This is a genomic window from Pseudomonas sp. R4-35-07, from assembly GCF_003852235.1.
In the GTDB taxonomy this organism is placed as follows: domain Bacteria; phylum Pseudomonadota; class Gammaproteobacteria; order Pseudomonadales; family Pseudomonadaceae; genus Aquipseudomonas.
Window position 1 is genome coordinate 1,041,339 of record NZ_CP027732.1, and the last position, 17,423, is coordinate 1,058,761.

Sequence of the window (17,423 nt, forward strand, 5' to 3'; positions counted from 1 at the left end):
TGCCAGTCGATATATCCACTGGCTGACCCACCGCTATCGGGAGCAAGCCCCCTCCCACATTTTTTGATCGGTGTTTACAAAGGAATTCCGGCTTTTACCCGATATTGATTACGCACCGGCGTCGCATATTGCGTCACCAGGTACGGACGATGCTCCGATGGGCATTCGTGCAAGCGCCGCTCCCACTCCGCCTTCGCCTTGGCCAGTTCGTCGGCCGGGAATACGTCTGCGGCCTTGGGCACTTCCAGTTGTGGGTCGGCATCGTTCCATTGGGCATACGCCAGGTAGTGCACCGGGAACAACCGATAACCGCCCAGGATCTGGCGGTCCATTTCGGCAGCCAGCAGCTTGGTGTCTTCGAAGTGCTCGGTAATTGGCGGCGCGAAGTTCACGTGCACCCGGCCTTTGTAGCCGGTGATGCCCAGCGCAATACTCACGTCATCCTCGCCCGGCGCCTTGCAGTAGGTGCCGGTGGTGGCGCGGATATACAGCTCGCGGGCCTTGGCGGCGTCGCACGGATCGTACTCATAGCTGATCGACACTGGCGTCAGGTTCAACGACTGGATGACTTCGGCGAACGGCTCGTCCTTGCGGCTGACGTGGAACATCTTGAGGATCGCCGATTCGGTGCGATCATCCCCATCCTTTGCCCGACCTTCGGCCTGGGCGATCCAGATCGACTGGCAGTCGTTGCGGATCGAATGGTTGATGTAGGCCGACAGCAACTGGTAGGCCGCCATCTTTTCCTTTCGCCCGGTGATCGAGCGGTGCACGATGAAGCTCTTGTTCAAGCGCATCAGGTCGCTGACGAACGGCTTTTGCAGCAGGTTGTCGCCGATGGCGATGCGCGGCGTCGGCAGGCCGGCATGATAGACGGCGTAGTTGACGAAGGCCGGGTCCATCACGATGTCGCGGTGGTTGGCGAGGAACAGGTAGGCGCTGCCGGATTTCAATTGCTCGACGCCGGTATAGGTGACGCCGTCAGTCGCGCGGTCGATGGTATGGTCGACGTAATACTCGACTTTATCCTGCAGCGTCGCCACGGTGGTGACACCGGCGAATTCACGGCGCAGTTTGCGCGCGATCATCGGCTTGAGCAGCCAGCCCAGCGCGCCGGCGAAGCGCGGGAAGCGGAAGTGGGTCAGGATGTCCAGAAAGGCCTTGTCACGGAACAGCCGGTCCAGCACTGCCGGGACTTCGCTGTCGTTGTAAGGTCGGATGGTATCGAATTCGCCCATCATGCTCTCTTGTTAGAAACGGCTAGGGTAAGTAGAGGAAATACCAGGGTGCGGCCTGAGTAATGGGCTCAGCCGAAATATAACCCTGTAAATAGACCGGCGATTATACGCACAAGTCACTCAGGAGACTGCGATGCTGGAAACTGCGCTGTACGATTGTCCTTATTGTGGTGAAACGGTCGAAACGACGGTGGACTTGTCCGGCGGTGATCAGGTTTACATCGAGGACTGTCAGGTGTGCTGCAGGCCGATCAGTTTCAACCTGCAGGTGCATGATGATGAGTGGATGCTCGAAACCCGCAGCGAGAACGAATAAACAACAGGTAACGCCATGCAGCGAATCTACGAACCGGAAAACCTCATGGAAGGCGAGCTGCTGCAACAGATGCTCGCCAGCGAAGGGATCGAGGCGCACCTGGTGGGGCGCCATTTGCTCGGTGGCACGGGTGAACTGCCGATTTTCGGTTTGCTGGGGCTGGAGGTCGACAATGATCAGGCCGCCTACGCCCGCGAACTCATCACCGCCTATAATGCCGCGCAACCCTTGCCCGGCGACGAACCCGACAGCTTCCCCGACGTATTGGTCTGTTAGGCTGTCGCTCGGTTTACCCAAGAGTCGTGTTGCCCCATGTGTGGACGTTATGCCCTGTTTCGCTGGAACCCCGCTTTTGCTGCCTTGCCGGGGTTCCCGGCCGACCAGCAGGCCCAGTGGAATATTTCCCCCAATGATTCGGTGCTGATCCAGCGCGCCCTCGACGGCCAGCTCACCCTGGCGCGCGCACGTTGGGGCCTGACGCCGCCCTGGCTCACTGACCTGTCCCGCACGCCGGCCCATGCCCGCGCCGAAACCCTGGCCGAGCAACCGATGTTTCGCGAAGCGTTTCGCCAACGTCGTTGCCTGCTGCCGGCCAACGGGTTTTACGAATGGCGCGGCACCCAGCGCAAACGCCCGTACTGGCTGACGCCGGGGGAGGGCTCCACGTTGTTTTTCGCGGCGATCTGGGAAGCGTATCCGGTGCAGGAGCAGGTGTGGTTGAGTACGGCTGTGGTCACTCAGGCTGCGCAGGCTCAGCGCCGGCCGTTGATCCTGGATGAGGCGGGGCAGGCCGCCTGGTTGGACCCCGCGACACCGCTGGCGGTGCTGCAAGGTCTTCTGGCCAGTGAGCCCGGCGCTTTGCGCGAGCGGGTCCTGGCCAATATGGTCAATGATCCCAAGCTCAATGGTCCGGAGTGCCTGACCCCGGCGTGAGCTGCCGACATTCAGCGGTTAAATGTCTGATGTATCTGGCGCCGATACAAATGTACGCCTACGATACGCGCCATGTTTTCAGGGAGAGTGTTCATGAAGAAGTCATTGGCGGTAAGCGGGTTGGTGGCAGCGATGCTGCTGGCCGGGTGTCAGTCGGTCAATACCACCAGCGGCGGCGCGGTTGGGGTTGAGCGCAAGCAGTACATGTTCAGCATGCTGTCGAGCCAGGAAGTCGACCAGATGTACGCCCAGTCCTACCAGCAGACCCTGGGTGAGGCGAGTGGCAAAGGCGTGTTGGACAAGACCAGCGCCAACGCCAAGCGTGTGCAGGCCATTGCCAATCGCCTGATCGCCCAGGCGCCGACCTTCCGCCCGGATGCGGCGCAATGGAAGTGGGAAGTGAACCTGATCAAGAGCGATGAGATGAACGCCAACTGCGGGCCGGGTGGCAAGATCCTGGTGTACAGCGCGTTGATCGACAACCTCAAGCTCACCGATGACGAACTGGCCGCCGTGATGGGCCATGAAATCGCCCACGCCTTGCGTGAACACGGCCGCGAAGCCATGTCCAAGGCCTACGGCATCGAGATGGCCAAGCAGGGCGCCGGTGCATTGTTCGGCCTGGGCCAGGACAGCCTGGCGCTGGCCGATACCGTGGCCAACTATGGCATGACCTTGCCCAACAGCCGCAGCAATGAGAACGAAGCCGACCTGATCGGCCTGGAGCTGGCCGCCCGCGCCGGCTACAACCCGAACGCCGCCATCACGCTGTGGAACAAGATGGCCAAGGCTTCGGAAGGCGCGCCACCGGAGTTCATGAGCACGCACCCGGCGTCGGATAGCCGAATCGCCTCGTTGCAGGCGGCGATTCCGAAGGTGATGCCGCTCTATCAGCAGGCCAAAAAATCCTGAAGCCTGACTGAGATCAAAATGTGGGAGGGGGGCTTGCCCCCGATGGCAGTGCCTCAGTCAATGCATCTGTTGACTGACACTCCGCTATCGGGGGCAAGCCCCCTCCCACATTGGATTGGGTTTGCAGATTCAGATCCAGCCGCTGCTTTGCATGGCCTTGTAGACCGCTACGATTGCCAGCACGAAAAACGCCGTCGCCGCCAATCGCCGAATCAACGTCAGCGGCAGCTTCTCCGCCGCAAAATTCCCCGCCAGCACCACCGGCACGTTGGCAATCAACATCCCCAGCGTAGTGCCGATAATCACCAGCCATAGTTCCGGGTATTGCGCGGCCAGCATCACCGTGGCGATCTGGGTCTTGTCGCCGATTTCCGCGATGAAAAATGCAATCAGCGTGGTCAGGAATGGCCCGAACTTGCGCGTGGTGCTGGCTTCGTCATCGTCGAGTTTGTCCGGCACCAGTGTCCACAGCGCCGTGGCACAGAAGCTGGCCGCGAGAATCCAGTGCAGCACCGCATCGGAGAAGAAACTCCCGAACCAGGCGCCTACCGCACCGGCAGCCGCATGGTTGGCCAGGGTCGCGGCGACGATGCCGGCGATGATGGGCCAGGGCTTGCGAAAGCGAGCAGCGAGAATGAGCGCGAGCAGTTGCGTCTTGTCGCCGATTTCGGCCAGGGCAACGATTGCGGTAGGTACGAGCAGTGAATCCAGCATCAGGTAGGTTTCCAGGGGCGGGTCGACACGGCTATGACACGTACAGCCTTCCCGCCCCGGGTAAGGTGTGCGTGTCATAGGTCTTGTCAAACCCCGGTCCGTCTGTGCGGACTCCTGGGTCGCATACGCCATGGTCTGCTGACCAAGTATGTTGACGTATGCCGGACGAGCGTGGGCTCGTGGGAGACTACTCCCCTAGGACGGAGCGGATTCTGCCTAGGCAAAACCCATTCGGCAAGCCTTCTTTTTCAAACGCCCGTCAGGGACGCTTGGCCCGATAGATGCGAAAACCATTGCCTTCGGCTTTGACGGCGCAGATGCCCAAATGCTCTTCGATCAGCGGCTGGTACTTCAGGAAACTGTTGGCGACCAGGCGCAGTTCGCCGCCTTTTGCCAGATGTTTTGCTGCTTTTCGCAGCAAGTTTTCCGTAGCGAAGTAATCGGTGTGCACCCCGACATGGAACGGTGGGTTGCTCAGAATCGCGTTCAAGCCCATCGGCGCGGCGTCGATGCCGTCACCGGTCAACACTTCGGCGTCCAGACCATTGGCAGCCAGGGTCAGGCGACTGCTGGCGGCGGCGAAGGCGTCCACATCGAGCAGCGTCACGGTGTTATGCGGATAGCGACGTTTTACCGCAGCGCCCAATACGCCGGCGCCGCAACCAAAGTCGAGCAAATGCCCGCTGGGCAGCTTGTCCAGGTGTGCCAGCAACAGTTCGGTGCCACGGTCCAGGCGGCCATGGCTGAACACGCCTGGCAGGCTCACTACCTTGAGCGGCCCGTCGGTCAGCGGTACGTCGAAGATCTGCGCCAGGCTATCCAGTTCGAGCGCTTGCGGCGCGTTGCCCACCGTGACTTGCCAAAGCTGACAATGCCGCGCGTTATCCAATTTGCGCGGTTTGCCGAAGGGGATCATCTGCTTGGCGGCGCTTTCGATGCCGGCTTTTTTCTCGCCGACCAGAAACAGTTCGGCACCGGGCAGGCGCGCGGCCACGGCGTTGAGCAGGTAGTCGGTGAGGTCTTTGGACTTGGGCAGGAAAATCACCGCCGCATCGAATGCGCGCTCAGGCACAGTCACGCCGAACTGGCTGCGCTCGGGAAAACGCGCCGCAAGCGCCGCCTGATCGCCGGCATGCCAGCACCAACCGTGGGCATTGGGCAGGCGCCCGAGCAAATCGTCGGCCGGCAAACCGACCAGCAGCAGGTTGCCTTGAAAAAGTTCGGCCTGGCGAAGCAGTACTTCACTGCGCGGATCCATGGTCTGCTCCTTGAAAAGGGGCGCAGTTTATCAACTGAAGACGCGAAGCGGGGCACCGTTGAAAAAGCCCAGGGCGTTTTCGCGCAATTGCCCGACGATCCGTTGCCGCGCTTCACGGCTGCCCCAGGCGTTATGGGGCGTGACGATCAGCCGAGGAATGTCACCGGCCAGCAGCGGGTTGCCCTGGACCGGAGGCTCGACACTCAGCACATCCGTGGCCGCACCGCCCAGGTGCCCGCTGCGCAGCGCATCGGCCAGCGCCTGTTCGTTGATCAAGCCACCGCGTGCAGTGTTGACGACAAACGCGCCGGGCTTGAGCAGCGCCAGTTCGCGCGCGCCGATAAGGTCGCGGGTGTGCTCGTTGAGCGGGCAATGCAAGGTCAGCGCATCGACCTGCGCCAGCAGTTCATCCAGCGGCACGCGGTTGGCGCGGGCAGGGCGCCCGGGAATCGCGCCGAGCATCACGCGCATGCCGAAGGCTTCGGCCAGGCGCGCCACGGCACTGCCCAGCTCGCCATGCCCGAGCAGGCCGAGGGTTTTGCCTTCCAGCTCGACAATCGGGTAGTCCAGCAGGCAGAACTGCCTGGCCTGCTGCCATTTGCCCGCGGCCACATCCCGTTGATAGTCGTTCAGGCGCGTGGCGAGGTTGAGCAGCAGCATGAGTGTGTGCTGGGCCACCGACGGCGTGCCGTAGCCCTGGCAGTTACTCACGGTGATGCCTTGGGCGCGGGCGGCGTCGAGGTCGATGTTGTTGGTGCCGGTGGCCGACACCAGGATCAGCTTGAGGTCGGGGCAGGCCGCCAGAGTCTCGGCGTTGAGCGGGATTTTGTTGCTGATGGCGACGTGAGCGCCCTGCAAGCGTTCGAGCACATTCTGCGGCGTGGTCTGCTCGAACAGCTGCAGCTCGCTGAAGCAGTCGCGTAGGCCGCTGAGGTCGAGGTCGCCGAGGTCCAGGGAGGGGTGATCGAGGAAGACGGCGCGGCGATTGTTCATGATCAACTGTACCTTTTGCGACGAGGTTTGAAGGCGTAATCTGCTGAGCCTATCAGATGAAATAATCCGTTACTTCAGGGAGCGCGCATGTACGTCGCCGAGTTTTTAACCGTAGCTTTGATTCACCTGTTGGCGGTGGCCAGCCCTGGGCCGGACTTCGCCGTAGTGGTGCGCGAAAGCGTGACCCACGGTCGGCGCGCCGGTACCTGGACCGCGCTGGGCGTCGGTTCGGCGATTTTTCTGCATGTCGGTTACTCGCTGCTGGGCATCGGCTTGATCGTGTCCCAGTCCATCGTGCTGTTCAATGCGCTGAAATGGGCGGCAGCGGCCTACCTGCTGTATATCGGCTTCAAGGCGCTGCGCGCGCAGCCGGCCAAGCCCGTGGCCGATGGCGAACTGCATCGCGAGGCAGGCGAGCGCACCCCACGCGGCGCGTTCACGGCGGGTTTTGTGACCAACGGCTTGAACCCCAAGGCCACGCTGTTTTTCCTGTCGCTGTTCACGGTGGTGATCAACCCGCACACACCGTTGGCGGTGCAGGCCGGTTATGGCGTGTATCTGGCGGTGGCGACGGCGCTGTGGTTTTGCCTGGTGGCCATGCTGTTCAGTCAGCAGCGCGTGCGCGCCGGGTTTGCGAAGATGGGGCATTGGTTTGATCGCACCATGGGTGCGGTACTGATTGCGATCGGGGTGAAGCTGGCGTTTACCAGCATGAAGTAAACCTGATCTGTGTGGGAGGGGGCTTGCTCCCGATGGCGGTGGATCAGCTAATGAATGCTTGGTTGACACACCGCTATCGGGGGCAAGCCCCCTCCCACATTGGACCTCAGTGGGTTCAAGATGATGGCTAAAAGCTAGCATTTACTGGGCCCTGCAAATCATTCCTTTGGCTGATTTAGCTGAAACATAACGTCTCTACAGTGCAGGTCTTCACGCCAAGACCGCGCAGTCATAAAAGGGATTCGTATGTTGCAGACCCGTGTCATTCCCCCCGCCGAAGGCGCTTACCAGTACCCGCTGTTGATCAAACGCCTGTTGATGTCCGGGACCCGTTACGAAAAGACCCGGGAAATCATCTACCGCGACAAACTGCGCTACACCTACCCGACCTTGATCGAGCGCGTCGCGCGCCTGGCCAATGTGCTGACCGAAGCCGGGGTCAAGGCCGGTGACACGGTGGCGGTGATGGATTGGGACAGCCATCGTTACCTGGAATGCATGTTCGCCATCCCGATGATCGGCGCGGTGATCCACACCATCAACGTGCGCCTGTCGCCGGAACAGATCCTCTACACCATGAACCACGCCGACGACCGCTTTGTGCTGGTCAACAGCGAGTTCGTGGGGCTTTACCAAGCCATCGCCGGGCAACTCACCAGCGTCGACAAGACCTTGCTGATCACCGACGACGACAGCAAGACCGCCGACCTGCCCAACCTGGTGGGCGAGTACGAAACCCTGCTGGCCGCAGCGAGCCCGACGTACACCTTCGAGGATTTCGACGAGAATTCCGTTGCCACCACCTTCTACACCACCGGTACCACCGGCAATCCCAAGGGCGTGTATTTCACCCACCGCCAACTGGTGCTGCACACCATCGGCGTGGCCACCATCATGGGCAGCGTCGACAGCGTGCGTTTGCTTGGCACCAACGACGTGTACATGCCGATCACGCCGATGTTCCACGTACACGCCTGGGGCCTGCCGTATGTGGCGACCATGCTCGGCCTGAAGCAGGTCTACCCCGGCCGCTACGACCCCGAATACCTGGTGGCGCTGTGGCGCCAGGAAAAGGTCACCTTTTCGCACTGCGTGCCGACCATCCTGCAAATGGTGCTCAATGCCAAGGCCGCCCAGGGCGTGGATTTCGGCGGTTGGAAAATCGTCATCGGCGGCAGCGCGCTCAACCGTTCGCTGTACGAAGCCGCCAAGGCCCGTGGCATTCAGTTGACGGCCGCGTACGGGATGTCCGAGACCGGGCCGCTGGTGTCCTGTGCCCACCTCAATGCCGAGCTGATGGCCGGCAGCGAAGATGAACGCACCACCTACCGCATCAAGGCTGGCGTGCCCGGCCCGTTGGTGGAAGCGGCGATCATGGACACCGACGGCAACTTTTTGCCTGCCGACGGCGAATCCCAGGGCGAACTGGTACTGCGTGCGCCCTGGCTCACCGAAGGCTATTACAACGAGCCGCAAAAGGGCGCCGAGCTGTGGGCCGGTGGCTGGATGCACACCGGCGATGTCGCCACCCTGGACGCGTTCGGCGTGATCGATATTCGTGACCGCATCAAGGACGTGATCAAGACCGGTGGCGAATGGATCTCCTCCCTGGCCCTGGAAGACTTGGTCAGCCGTCACCCGGCGGTACGTGAAGTAGCGGTGGTGGGCATTGCCGACCCGCAGTGGGGCGAGCGCCCGTTTGCCCTGTTGGTGCTGCGTGATGGCCATGTGATAGGCGCCCGTGAGCTCAAGGAACACCTCAAGCCGTTCGTTGAATTGGGCCACTTGAGCAAGTGGGCGATTCCGAGCCAGATCGCCGTTGTTACGGAAATTCCCAAGACCAGCGTCGGCAAGCTCGACAAAAAACGTATCCGTATCGACATCATCCAATGGCAGGCCAACAACAGCACCTTCCTGTCGACCCTCTGACACCGCTCGCCGCGCCCGTTCGGGCGCGCGCTGCTCTATCTCAAGCCTTTACTTGTGATTTGCCGAATTTCAGCCATCCTTGCCGCGTCGACCTTCGTCGGCGTGGCGAAAGGGTCGTGGCAGACGGGTTGGTGATGCAAATCACACTTTAGAGGGATCAAGCACTACCCCCTGCTGGCTATAGTCCCTTCCAGAGTTTTTCGTGGATGTTGCGCTTCGGGCGAGGGTCGCCTGGTTGTCGCTCGGCATTGGAATCGTTGTATCCCGGCCGTTACATGCATCTTCCGAAAGAGCTCACTGCCATAACAATAAAATGCACATGGAGTAGCGTCGATGACCTCAGTAAACCAGTTCTGGCGCCGGGCACGACTGCCCCTGGCCGTCAGTCTCGCTTCTACGCTCGCCGGGCCCGCATTCGGCGTCAGTTTCAACATCGGTGAAATCGAAGGGAGTTTTGACTCATCCCTGTCGGTAGGCGCCAGTTGGAGCACGTCCAAGGCCAATCGCGACCTTATCGGCGCCAACAACGGCGGCAAGGGCTTGTCCCAGACCTCCGATGACGGGCACCTGAACTTCAAGCGCGGAGAAACGTTCTCGAAGATCTTCAAGGGCATCCACGACCTGGAACTGAAGTACGGCGACACCGGTGTGTTTGTGCGTGGCAAGTACTGGTACGACTTTGAGCTCAAGGACGAAAGCCGTCTGTTCAAGGACATCAGCGACAACAACCGCAAGGAAGGCGCCAAGTCATCGGGCGGGCAGATCCTCGATGCGTTCGTCTACCACAACTACTCGATCGCCGACGCACCGGGTTCCGTGCGGTTTGGTAAGCAGGTGGTGAGCTGGGGCGAAAGCACCTTCATTGGCGGCGGTATCAACTCCATCAACCCGATCGACGTGTCGGCGTTTCGTCGTCCAGGGGCCGAAATCAAGGAAGGCCTGATTCCGGTCAACATGTTCTACGTGTCCCAGACACTCACCGACAACCTGTCGGCCGAGGCGTTTTACCAGCTGGAATGGGACCAGACCGTCACCGATAACTGCGGCACCTTCTTCTCCCAGCCGGACGTGATTTCCGATGGCTGCAGCAATAACCTGCGGGTACTGAACAAGCGCTCGACCATCCCCGCCGCCGCATTGCCGACGTTGGGCGCCCTGGGTGTTGACGTGAACAGCGAAGGCGTGCTCGTGCGCCGTGGCCCCGACCGCGATGCCCGCGACAGCGGCCAGTTCGGCATGGCCATGCACTACAACTTCGAGCCGCTGGATACCGAATTCGGCGCCTACTTCATGAACTACCACAGCCGTGCGCCGATCTTCAGTGCACAGGGTGCGCCGTCGTCGGCCTACACCCGTCCACTGGGTCCGCTGGGGGCCTTGCGTCCGTTGATCGTGGCGGGCAGCTCCAACTACTTCGTCGAGTACCCGGAAGATATCCGCCTCTACGGTTTGAGCTTCTCCACCACCCTGCCTACCGGCACCGCCTGGAGCGGTGAGTTGAGCTACCGTCCGAATGCGCCGGTGCAGTTGAGCACCACCGATATCCTGTTTGCCGGCGTTACGCCGATCCCGGGCTTTGGCAACGCGTCGGTGCTCAAGGGCTCGCCAGGCCAGGACCTGCACGGTTACAACCGCAAGGAAGTGACCCAGTTCCAGACCACCTTCACGCACTTCTTCGACCAGGTGATGGGCGCCAGCCGCCTGACCACCGTGGGTGAAATCGGCGTGACCCACGTGGGTGGCCTGGAAAGCAAATCCCAGGCGCGCTATGGCCGCGATCCGGTATTCGGTCCCGGCACCTTGCCAGGTGGGTTCTGCAACGCGCTTAACAACTCCACCGCCAACGGCGCCGGCTTGCCCAATGCGGCGGGCCTGAACACCAACTGCAACAACGACGGCTACACCACGGCAACCTCCTGGGGTTATCGCGCCCGTGCCATCTGGGAATACCCGGACGTGTTCGCCGGCGTCAACCTCAAGCCCAACGTGGTCTGGTCCCATGACGTCAAAGGTTACTCGCCGGGCCCTGGCGCCAACTTCGAAGAAGGGCGCAAGGCGGTCAGCCTGGGCCTGGATGCCGAATACCAGAACACCTACACCGCGAGCCTGGCCTACACCAACTTCTTTGGTGGCAAGTTCAGCACCGTGGATGACCGTGACTTTGTCGCGTTGAGCTTTGGCGCCAACTTCTAAGCACACTCTTTTCAAGTGGCATGTATTCAGGAAGACCAGAGTATGAAAATAACTAAAAGTCTGTTGCACATGGGTGTGCTTGGGCTGTCGATCCTGGCGAGCAACGTCATGGCGGCGGTCTCGGCGGATGAAGCGGCCAAGCTCGGCACCAGCCTGACCCCGATGGGCGCCGAAATGGCCGGTAACGCGGCCGGCACCATCCCGAAATGGACGCCGATGCCGACCAACGCCGGCGCCGTGGATGCCAAAGGTTTCCTGGCCAACCCTTATGCCAGCGAACAACCGCAGTTCACCATCACCGCGCAAAACGTCGAGCAATACAAAGACAAGCTGGCGCCGGGGCAGTACGCGATGTTCAAGCGTTACCCGGACTCGTTCAAGATGCCGGTCTATCCGACCCATCGTGGCGCCACGGTGCCGGCGGAGGTGTTCGCTGCGATCAAGAAAAACGCCACCACCACCAACCTGGTGTCTGGCGGCAACGGCCTGGAAAACTTCGAGACGGCCGTGCCGTTCCCGATTCCGAAAAGCGGCGTGGAAGTCATCTGGAACCACATCACCCGTTATCGCGGCGGCAGCGTCACCCGCCTGGTCACCCAGGCCACACCGCAAACCAACGGTTCCTACAGCCTGGTGTACTTCCGCGATCAGTTCGTGTTCCGCGACAAGATGAAGGACTTCGACCCGAAAAACCCAGGCAACGTGCTGTTCTACTTCAAGCAGCAAGTCACCGCGCCGGCGCGCCTGGCCGGTGGTGTACTGCTGGTGCACGAAACCCTCGACCAAGTGAAGGAGCCGCGTTCGGCGTGGGTCTACAACGCCGGTCAGCGCCGTGTGCGCCGGGCACCGCAAGTGTCCTATGACGGGCCGGGGACTGCCGCCGATGGCCTGCGTACTTCCGACAACCTCGACATGTACAACGGCGCGCCGGACCGCTACGACTGGAAACTGGAAGGCAAGAAGGAAATCTACATCGCCTCCAACAGCTACAAGATCGATGATCCGAAACTCAAGTACGCCGACATCATCAAGGCCGGCCATATCAACCAGGATCTGGCGCGCTATGAGCTGCGCCGTGTCTGGCATGTGGTCGCGACCTTGAAGGAAGGCCAGCGCCACATCTACGCCAAGCGTGACTTCTTCATCGACGAAGACACCTGGCAAGCGGCGGTGATCGACCACTACGACGGCCGTGGCCAACTGTGGCGCGTCGCCGAAGCCCATGCCGAGAACTACTACGACAAGCAGGTGCCGTGGTATGCCCTGGAAACCCTCTACGACCTGCAGTCCGGCCGCTACCTGGCCCTGGGCATGAAGAACGAAGAGAAACAGGCCTATGACTTCGGCTTCACCGCCACCACCAGCGACTTCACTCCAGCGGCCCTGCGCCAGGATGGCGTGCGCTAACCTGAACCTATGTTGATACCCCTGTGGGAGGGGGGTTGCCCCCGATAGCGGTGGTTCAGTCAACTAAGCGTTGGCTGACACACCGCCATCGGGGGCAAGCTGTTCTGGTCTAGTAATTTTGGACATTCTTTTCGGTTTTCACGCCGCTAGCTTTTCCGCCGCTATCGGTGAGTGGTAACCGTTGTAACTGTGGCGCCTTACGCTGTTGTAGCGCGCCACATATCGGTTGATATCTGCCCGAGCTTCGCACTCCGAGCTGTAACCTTTCTCGGGCACCCACTCGGACTTCAAACTGCCAAAAAAACGCTCCATCGGGGCGTTATCCCAGCACTGGCCTTTTCGACTCATGCTCTGCTTCAGCTCATGTGCCTGCAGTTCGGCCCTGAATTTATGGCTGGTGTACTGGCAGCCCTGATCGGAATGAAACAGCACACCTTTAGGCCGCCCTCTCAATTCAACAGCCATGCGCAGTGACTCACTTGCCAGCGTCGCATCGGCGACCAGTGAATACGACCATCCCACCACTCGGCGGGCAAACAGATCCAAAACTACCGAGAAGTAAAGCCAGCGCTTACCGAGCTGGATATAGGTGATGTCCGCGCACCAGACCTTGTTGATGTCAGCTACGTAAAACTCGCGCTCCAGCTCATGCTCAGCCACTAAAGACTCCGCGCCTGATGACTTGTATTTATGGGGCCTGCGTTGGCGGCTTGCAATCCCGGCTTCCTTCATCAAGCTGCGAGCCATGTAACGCCCCACCTGATGGCCTGCGCCTCGCAGGTCTTCAGAGAGGGTTCTCGCTCCAGCCGATCCTCTTGAGGCCTTGTGGTACTTAACTAGAACAACCTTGAGCGCTTCGCGCTCCAGGTTGATTTTCCCCTGGCGCTGACGCCAGGCGTAGTAGCTGCTGCGGTTGACTTCAAAAACGCGGCAGCAATCTGTAATGCCGTACTGTTCGCCTAGCTCGCTGATCAGAGGAAATGATCTTTGGAGTCCAAAAGCAGGAGAACACTGGCCTTTTTTAGGATTTCGATATCCCGATCTTTCTGCCTGAGCAGGGTTTGAAGTTCCTGAATTTTCTTCTGGTCGGCAGTAATCGCCTTTGTGCCCACCATTGTTGCTCCGGCGCGCTCTTTGCGCACCTGCTCGACCCAGCGGCGCAAAGCCGTAGGGCCTATATCCAAACTGGCGCAAATTTCGGGAACAGGCATGTTCTGATCAAGCGCCATGCTTGCGGCGTTGAGCTTGAACTCGCTGGAATAGGACTTTCGCATCATCTGCACACCTTAGATTTGGGCGCCATCATAGCGCCCTATTGATGTGTCCAATTTCATTAGGCCAGATCAAGCCCCCTCCCACATTTTTGTTTGGGGCGTTTGCGGGATATTTTTTGTCGCAGTTCTTTTTCAGGCATTTGTTGCAAAGATCTACAATCCCGCCGCTTTTACCGCTAGTCTGCGGACATCTGCAATGCCGACAACAGCCTTCTACAAGAGCCCGGCGATGACTGATTTGTCCCGAATCCAAGGGCCTGCCAGCGCGGTGATTCCGACCCTGGAAGGCCGTTTCTACAGGCCGCCGCTGCCTGATGGCTACGTGCTGCGCCCGCGCCTGTGCGAACGCCTGGGCGCCGGCCTGGAAGGGCGACTGTTGCTGGTCAGCGCGCCGGCGGGGTTTGGCAAGAGTTCCCTGGCGGTGGAGTTCTGCCAGAGCCTGCCCACTCACTGGCAAAATCTGTGGCTGGGCCTGAGCCCACGGGACAGCGACCCTGGCCGTTTTCTCGAGCGCCTGCTCGAAGGCTTGCGCCAGTATTTTCCGCAACTCGGCGCCCAGTCCCTGGGCCTGCTGAAAATGCGCCAGCGTCACCAACCCTTTGCCTTTGAAGAATGGCTCGATGGCCTGCTCGATGAGCTGACGGTGCACCTGTCTGTCCAGGCGCCGCTGTTACTGGTGCTGGATGACTACCACCTGACCCAGGGGCCGGTGCTGGACCGTTGCCTGCAGTTTTTTCTCAATCATTTGCCCGCTGGCCTGGTGGTGCTGGTCACCAGCCGCCAGCGCCCGGACTGGCACCTGGCGCGCCTGCGCCTGTCGCGGCACCTGTTGGAATTGCATGAGCAAGACCTGCGCCTGACCCATGACGAATCTCTGGCCGTGCTGGACCGGCACAGCAGTTCGTTACGGGGCGAGGCCCTGGAAAACCTGATTCGCCGCAGCGAGGGCTGGGTCGCCGGCCTGCGCTTCTGGCTGCTGGCGGCCTCCGAGGCCGGCAATGACGGCGCCCTGCCGCAGGGCCTGAACGGTGGCGAAGGGCTGATTCGCGATTACTTGCTGGAAGAGGTCATCGACTGCCTGCCTGCGGAGGTGCAAGCGTTCCTGTACGACACCGCGCCCCAGGAGCGCTTTTGCAGCGAGCTGTGCGATGCGGTCCGCGAGGCCCATGACAGCCCGGAAATCCTGCGCTACCTGCAGGCCCATCAGGTGTTTTTGGTGCCGCTGGATGAACACGGTCACTGGTACCGTTATCACCATTTGTTTTCCGACCTGTTGCGCGCCCGCCGCGAAAAGAGCGCCACGTTACCGTTGGCCAGTCTGCACCTGCGCGCCTGTCGCTGGTTCAACGCCCAGGGCCTGATCGATGAGGCGGTGGAGCAGGCGCTGCGGGCCGGGCACCTGGATGTGGCGGCGAACCTGGTGCAGAACCTCTCTGAAGAACAGCTGCTGGCCGAGCAGAATGTCGGCATGCTGCTGCGCTGGAAGATGGACTTGCCCGACAGCCTGTTGATCAGCACCCCGCGCTTGATTGTGCTGTACAGCTGGGCGCTGGGACTGGCGTGCCAGTTGGATGCGGCGCAGGAGCTGTCCGGCTACCTCAGTCGCTTCCTGCCGGCGCCGTCGGCCACCGCGCAAAAATCCATGCTGGCCCAATGGCTGGCACTGAGCGGGATCATCGCCCGTGGGCGAGGGGACCGCGAATTGACCCTGCGCTATTGCAACGAGGCGTTGGAGAGTCTGCCGTACAAGCGTTATGGCCAGCGTTTGATGTGCCTGTCGACCCTCTCCAACCTGGCGATCGTCGATGCCGATCTGTGGCGGGCTCGTGGCCTGAACCGCGAATCCCTGGAACTGGCGCAGCGCGTCGGCAACCCGCTGTTTGAAGCCTTGGCCCATTACGACCGGGCACGGGTGCTGCAGGCGCGGGGCGAGATCCTGCGCGCCCTCGACGAAGTGCGCCAGGGCCTGCTGCGCCTGCAGGGGCTGGCACCCCAGCGGCTGTACGCCGTACGCGCGCGGTTGTCGTTGTATGAAGGCTACCTGCTGCTGCTGCGTTACCAGCCCGAAGCCGGGCTTGCGCGTTTGCGTGCCGGCCTGACCGAAGCCCGTGCCTGCCGGGATATCAGTGTGCTGATCGGGCATTGCGTGATCGCCAGCTTCGAAGGGCGGCGAGGCGATTTCTCCGCTGCCTTTGCCGAGTTGGCCGAGGCTGAGCGCTTGATGCATATCTGGGACGTGCCGCCGATCTACTACTTGGCGATGATCACCCTGATCAAATGCGAGCTGTGGCTGGCCCAGGACCGTACCGACCTGGCCGATGCCTGGCTGACGCGGCTGGGTCAGACCTACACGGGCGAGCAGGCGGCCGCCGCACCGGAGTTTCATCCGCACTTGCCACAACATGTGGAGCTGCAACAGGCCGCGCTGGACGCCATTCGCCATCAACCCGATAGGGCATTGCGACGGCTTGATGACCTGGCGCAACAGGCGCTCGGCAGTGGCCGCCAGATGATTGCCCTGATGGCGCTGACCCAGCAGGCCCAGGTGCTGCTGGCGTGTGGCCAGGAAGCCAAGGCCAGGCCGGTATTGGCCCGCGCACTCGAAGCCGGCGCGGGCGGCGCGTTGCAACCGTTCCAGCGGTTGCTCGAGGACTATCCGGATTGGCTGCGCGAGCAGTTGGGCAAGCCGCCCCATCAGCCGTTGCACCAGGCATTGCTGGCGCTGCTACCGGCAGGCGCCGTCGTCGCGATCGCGCCTCACCATGAAACCCTGAGTACACGGGAGCTGGCGGTCCTGCAATTGATCGCCCAAGGCTGTTCAAACCAGGAGATCAGCAACCAGCTGTTCATTTCCCTGCACACGGTGAAAACCCACGCCAGCCATATCAACAGCAAGCTGGGCGTGGAGCGCCGCACCCAGGCGGTGGCGCGGGCCAAGTCGATGGGCTTGCTGGCTTGACTGCACAACCGTTCATTGCGCGCTCGGGCACTGCTTCAGAGACGAGCCTGCAGCGCGGTTGATCAGCGCGGCGAAGCGCTTGAGGTTGTTCTGGTGCGCCACCACCACGTCATCGATGCTCGGGCCCGCCGGTGACTGCAAGGTCGAGCGGCAGGTCAGCGCAGGGCGATCACCGCCGCCAGCCGGCCTGAGGCGCCAACGCACATCGAGCAGCGCGTATTGCCCAGGCACCGAATCGAAGCGCTGTACTTCCACGCGCAACGACACGGCTTGCCGGGTATCGCTGCCGGCCAACTGGTCGACCAGCGCGCTCCTCAGCTCATCGGCGAGGGTGGCGGCCCACCACTGGGTTTCCAGGATCGCCAGGCCACTGTCGCCCTGGCGGATCACGATCTGCGCACGGTCAACCTGGGGCGGCACGCTGATGCTTTCAATGCTGATGCCGCCCCCCTCCGTGCGAGTGGCGTTATCCCAGTGCGCCGGGGTCAGGGTATGGAATGCAATCGGCTCGCTGCGGCATGCCGCGAGCAATAGCAGGGCGGTCACCAGGGTGATTTTCAACGGCACTGTCATGGCG

16 protein-coding genes and 1 riboswitch are annotated in these 17,423 nt (G+C 61.4%); of the genes, 9 read left to right on the top strand and 7 right to left on the bottom strand.

The features are described from left to right. Positions 1 to 74: 74 nt before the first annotated feature. Positions 75 to 1,238: a 1-acyl-sn-glycerol-3-phosphate acyltransferase gene (locus C4J89_RS04660; protein ID WP_177412819.1), complete on the bottom strand. Its 1,164-nt coding sequence runs from the start codon at positions 1,236 to 1,238 to the stop codon at positions 75 to 77. A gap of 133 nt (positions 1,239 to 1,371) precedes the next feature. Here C4J89_RS04660 and C4J89_RS04665 point away from each other — a divergent pair, with 133 nt between their 5' ends. The 4 genes from C4J89_RS04665 (at position 1,372) to C4J89_RS04680 (ending at position 3,399) form a co-directional block, all read left to right on the top strand. Continuing rightward, complete coding sequence (locus C4J89_RS04665) at positions 1,372 to 1,554, top strand: CPXCG motif-containing cysteine-rich protein (RefSeq protein ID WP_124361333.1); 183 nt, start codon at positions 1,372 to 1,374, stop codon at positions 1,552 to 1,554. A 15-nt stretch (positions 1,555 to 1,569) separates the two neighbouring features. After that, entirely contained in the window at positions 1,570 to 1,830 is a 261-nt protein-coding gene (locus C4J89_RS04670) for a putative signal transducing protein (protein ID WP_124361334.1), read from the top strand. A 36-nt stretch (positions 1,831 to 1,866) separates the two neighbouring features. Then, on the top strand, positions 1,867 to 2,487 hold the full coding sequence (locus tag C4J89_RS04675) for an SOS response-associated peptidase (RefSeq protein ID WP_124413868.1): 621 nt from the start codon (positions 1,867 to 1,869) through the stop codon (positions 2,485 to 2,487). Positions 2,488 to 2,580: 93 nt separating this feature from the next. Further along, the gene (locus C4J89_RS04680) at positions 2,581 to 3,399 is read left to right on the top strand and encodes a M48 family metallopeptidase (RefSeq protein ID WP_124361336.1); all 819 of its coding nucleotides are present in this window, start codon (positions 2,581 to 2,583) and stop codon (positions 3,397 to 3,399) included. 129 nt (positions 3,400 to 3,528) lie between these two features. Here C4J89_RS04680 and C4J89_RS04685 read toward each other — a convergent pair whose 3' ends face one another. The 3 genes from C4J89_RS04685 to C4J89_RS04695 form a co-directional block, all read right to left on the bottom strand. Continuing rightward, a complete protein-coding gene (locus C4J89_RS04685) occupies positions 3,529 to 4,113 on the bottom strand; it encodes a TMEM165/GDT1 family protein (RefSeq protein ID WP_124361337.1) in 585 nt (194 codons plus the stop codon). A gap of 89 nt (positions 4,114 to 4,202) precedes the next feature. After that, a riboswitch (yybP-ykoY riboswitch) is annotated at positions 4,203 to 4,321 on the bottom strand. Positions 4,322 to 4,372: 51 nt separating this feature from the next. Continuing rightward, complete coding sequence (locus C4J89_RS04690) at positions 4,373 to 5,371, bottom strand: class I SAM-dependent methyltransferase (protein ID WP_124413869.1); 999 nt, start codon at positions 5,369 to 5,371, stop codon at positions 4,373 to 4,375. 30 nt (positions 5,372 to 5,401) lie between these two features. Beyond that, positions 5,402 to 6,367 (bottom strand): 2-hydroxyacid dehydrogenase, encoded by a 966-nt coding sequence (locus C4J89_RS04695; RefSeq protein ID WP_124415996.1) that lies wholly within the window; start codon positions 6,365 to 6,367, stop codon positions 5,402 to 5,404. 84 nt (positions 6,368 to 6,451) lie between these two features. Here C4J89_RS04695 and C4J89_RS04700 point away from each other — a divergent pair, with 84 nt between their 5' ends. The 4 genes from C4J89_RS04700 (at position 6,452) to C4J89_RS04715 (ending at position 12,613) form a co-directional block, all read left to right on the top strand. After that, positions 6,452 to 7,084, top strand: coding sequence for a LysE family translocator (locus C4J89_RS04700; RefSeq protein WP_124361339.1), 633 nt, complete (start codon positions 6,452 to 6,454; stop codon positions 7,082 to 7,084). Positions 7,085 to 7,330: 246 nt separating this feature from the next. Then, positions 7,331 to 9,013, top strand: a complete 1,683-nt coding sequence (locus C4J89_RS04705) for a fatty acid--CoA ligase (RefSeq protein ID WP_124413870.1) — start codon at positions 7,331 to 7,333, stop codon at positions 9,011 to 9,013. 333 nt (positions 9,014 to 9,346) lie between these two features. After that, complete coding sequence (locus C4J89_RS04710; RefSeq protein ID WP_124361341.1) at positions 9,347 to 11,206, top strand: DUF1302 domain-containing protein; 1,860 nt, start codon at positions 9,347 to 9,349, stop codon at positions 11,204 to 11,206. A gap of 42 nt (positions 11,207 to 11,248) precedes the next feature. Continuing rightward, on the top strand, positions 11,249 to 12,613 hold the full coding sequence (locus C4J89_RS04715; protein WP_124413871.1) for a DUF1329 domain-containing protein: 1,365 nt from the start codon (positions 11,249 to 11,251) through the stop codon (positions 12,611 to 12,613). 138 nt (positions 12,614 to 12,751) lie between these two features. Here the strand turns inward: C4J89_RS04715 and C4J89_RS04720 are convergent, their stop codons facing one another. Next, a complete protein-coding gene (locus C4J89_RS04720) occupies positions 12,752 to 13,588 on the bottom strand; it encodes an IS3 family transposase (protein ID WP_256681806.1) in 837 nt (278 codons plus the stop codon). Beyond that, positions 13,585 to 13,890 carry a transposase gene (locus tag C4J89_RS27080; RefSeq protein ID WP_256681760.1) on the bottom strand — a complete coding sequence of 102 codons (306 nt, stop codon included), beginning with the start codon at positions 13,888 to 13,890 and terminating at the stop codon, positions 13,585 to 13,587. The genes C4J89_RS04720 and C4J89_RS27080 overlap by 4 nt, the downstream gene beginning before the upstream one ends. 226 nt (positions 13,891 to 14,116) lie before the next feature. Between C4J89_RS27080 and C4J89_RS04725 the strand changes: the two genes are divergently transcribed. Continuing rightward, positions 14,117 to 16,846, top strand: coding sequence for a LuxR C-terminal-related transcriptional regulator (locus tag C4J89_RS04725; RefSeq protein WP_124413872.1), 2,730 nt, complete (start codon positions 14,117 to 14,119; stop codon positions 16,844 to 16,846). 12 nt (positions 16,847 to 16,858) lie between these two features. Here C4J89_RS04725 and C4J89_RS04730 read toward each other — a convergent pair whose 3' ends face one another. Beyond that, the gene (locus C4J89_RS04730) at positions 16,859 to 17,419 is read right to left on the bottom strand and encodes a membrane integrity-associated transporter subunit PqiC (RefSeq protein ID WP_124413873.1); all 561 of its coding nucleotides are present in this window, start codon (positions 17,417 to 17,419) and stop codon (positions 16,859 to 16,861) included. Positions 17,420 to 17,423: the final 4 nt, after the last annotated feature.

What these genes read in the sequence shown, in the direction of transcription:
- C4J89_RS27080 (WP_256681760.1), bottom strand. Translation starts at nt 13,890, where the DNA reads ATGATGCGAAAGTCCTATTCCAGCGAGTTCAAGCTCAACGCCGCAAGC.
- C4J89_RS04710 (WP_124361341.1), top strand. Translation starts at nt 9,347, where the DNA reads ATGACCTCAGTAAACCAGTTCTGGCGCCGGGCACGACTGCCCCTGGCC.
- C4J89_RS04725 (WP_124413872.1), top strand. Translation starts at nt 14,117, where the DNA reads ATGACTGATTTGTCCCGAATCCAAGGGCCTGCCAGCGCGGTGATTCCG.
- C4J89_RS04690 (WP_124413869.1), bottom strand. Translation starts at nt 5,371, where the DNA reads ATGGATCCGCGCAGTGAAGTACTGCTTCGCCAGGCCGAACTTTTTCAA.
- C4J89_RS04665 (WP_124361333.1), top strand. Translation starts at nt 1,372, where the DNA reads ATGCTGGAAACTGCGCTGTACGATTGTCCTTATTGTGGTGAAACGGTC.
- C4J89_RS04670 (WP_124361334.1), top strand. Translation starts at nt 1,570, where the DNA reads ATGCAGCGAATCTACGAACCGGAAAACCTCATGGAAGGCGAGCTGCTG.
- C4J89_RS04715 (WP_124413871.1), top strand. Translation starts at nt 11,249, where the DNA reads ATGAAAATAACTAAAAGTCTGTTGCACATGGGTGTGCTTGGGCTGTCG.
- C4J89_RS04680 (WP_124361336.1), top strand. Translation starts at nt 2,581, where the DNA reads ATGAAGAAGTCATTGGCGGTAAGCGGGTTGGTGGCAGCGATGCTGCTG.
- C4J89_RS04700 (WP_124361339.1), top strand. Translation starts at nt 6,452, where the DNA reads ATGTACGTCGCCGAGTTTTTAACCGTAGCTTTGATTCACCTGTTGGCG.
- C4J89_RS04660 (WP_177412819.1), bottom strand. Translation starts at nt 1,238, where the DNA reads ATGGGCGAATTCGATACCATCCGACCTTACAACGACAGCGAAGTCCCG.
- C4J89_RS04730 (WP_124413873.1), bottom strand. Translation starts at nt 17,419, where the DNA reads ATGACAGTGCCGTTGAAAATCACCCTGGTGACCGCCCTGCTATTGCTC.
- C4J89_RS04675 (WP_124413868.1), top strand. Translation starts at nt 1,867, where the DNA reads ATGTGTGGACGTTATGCCCTGTTTCGCTGGAACCCCGCTTTTGCTGCC.
- C4J89_RS04685 (WP_124361337.1), bottom strand. Translation starts at nt 4,113, where the DNA reads ATGCTGGATTCACTGCTCGTACCTACCGCAATCGTTGCCCTGGCCGAA.
- C4J89_RS04705 (WP_124413870.1), top strand. Translation starts at nt 7,331, where the DNA reads ATGTTGCAGACCCGTGTCATTCCCCCCGCCGAAGGCGCTTACCAGTAC.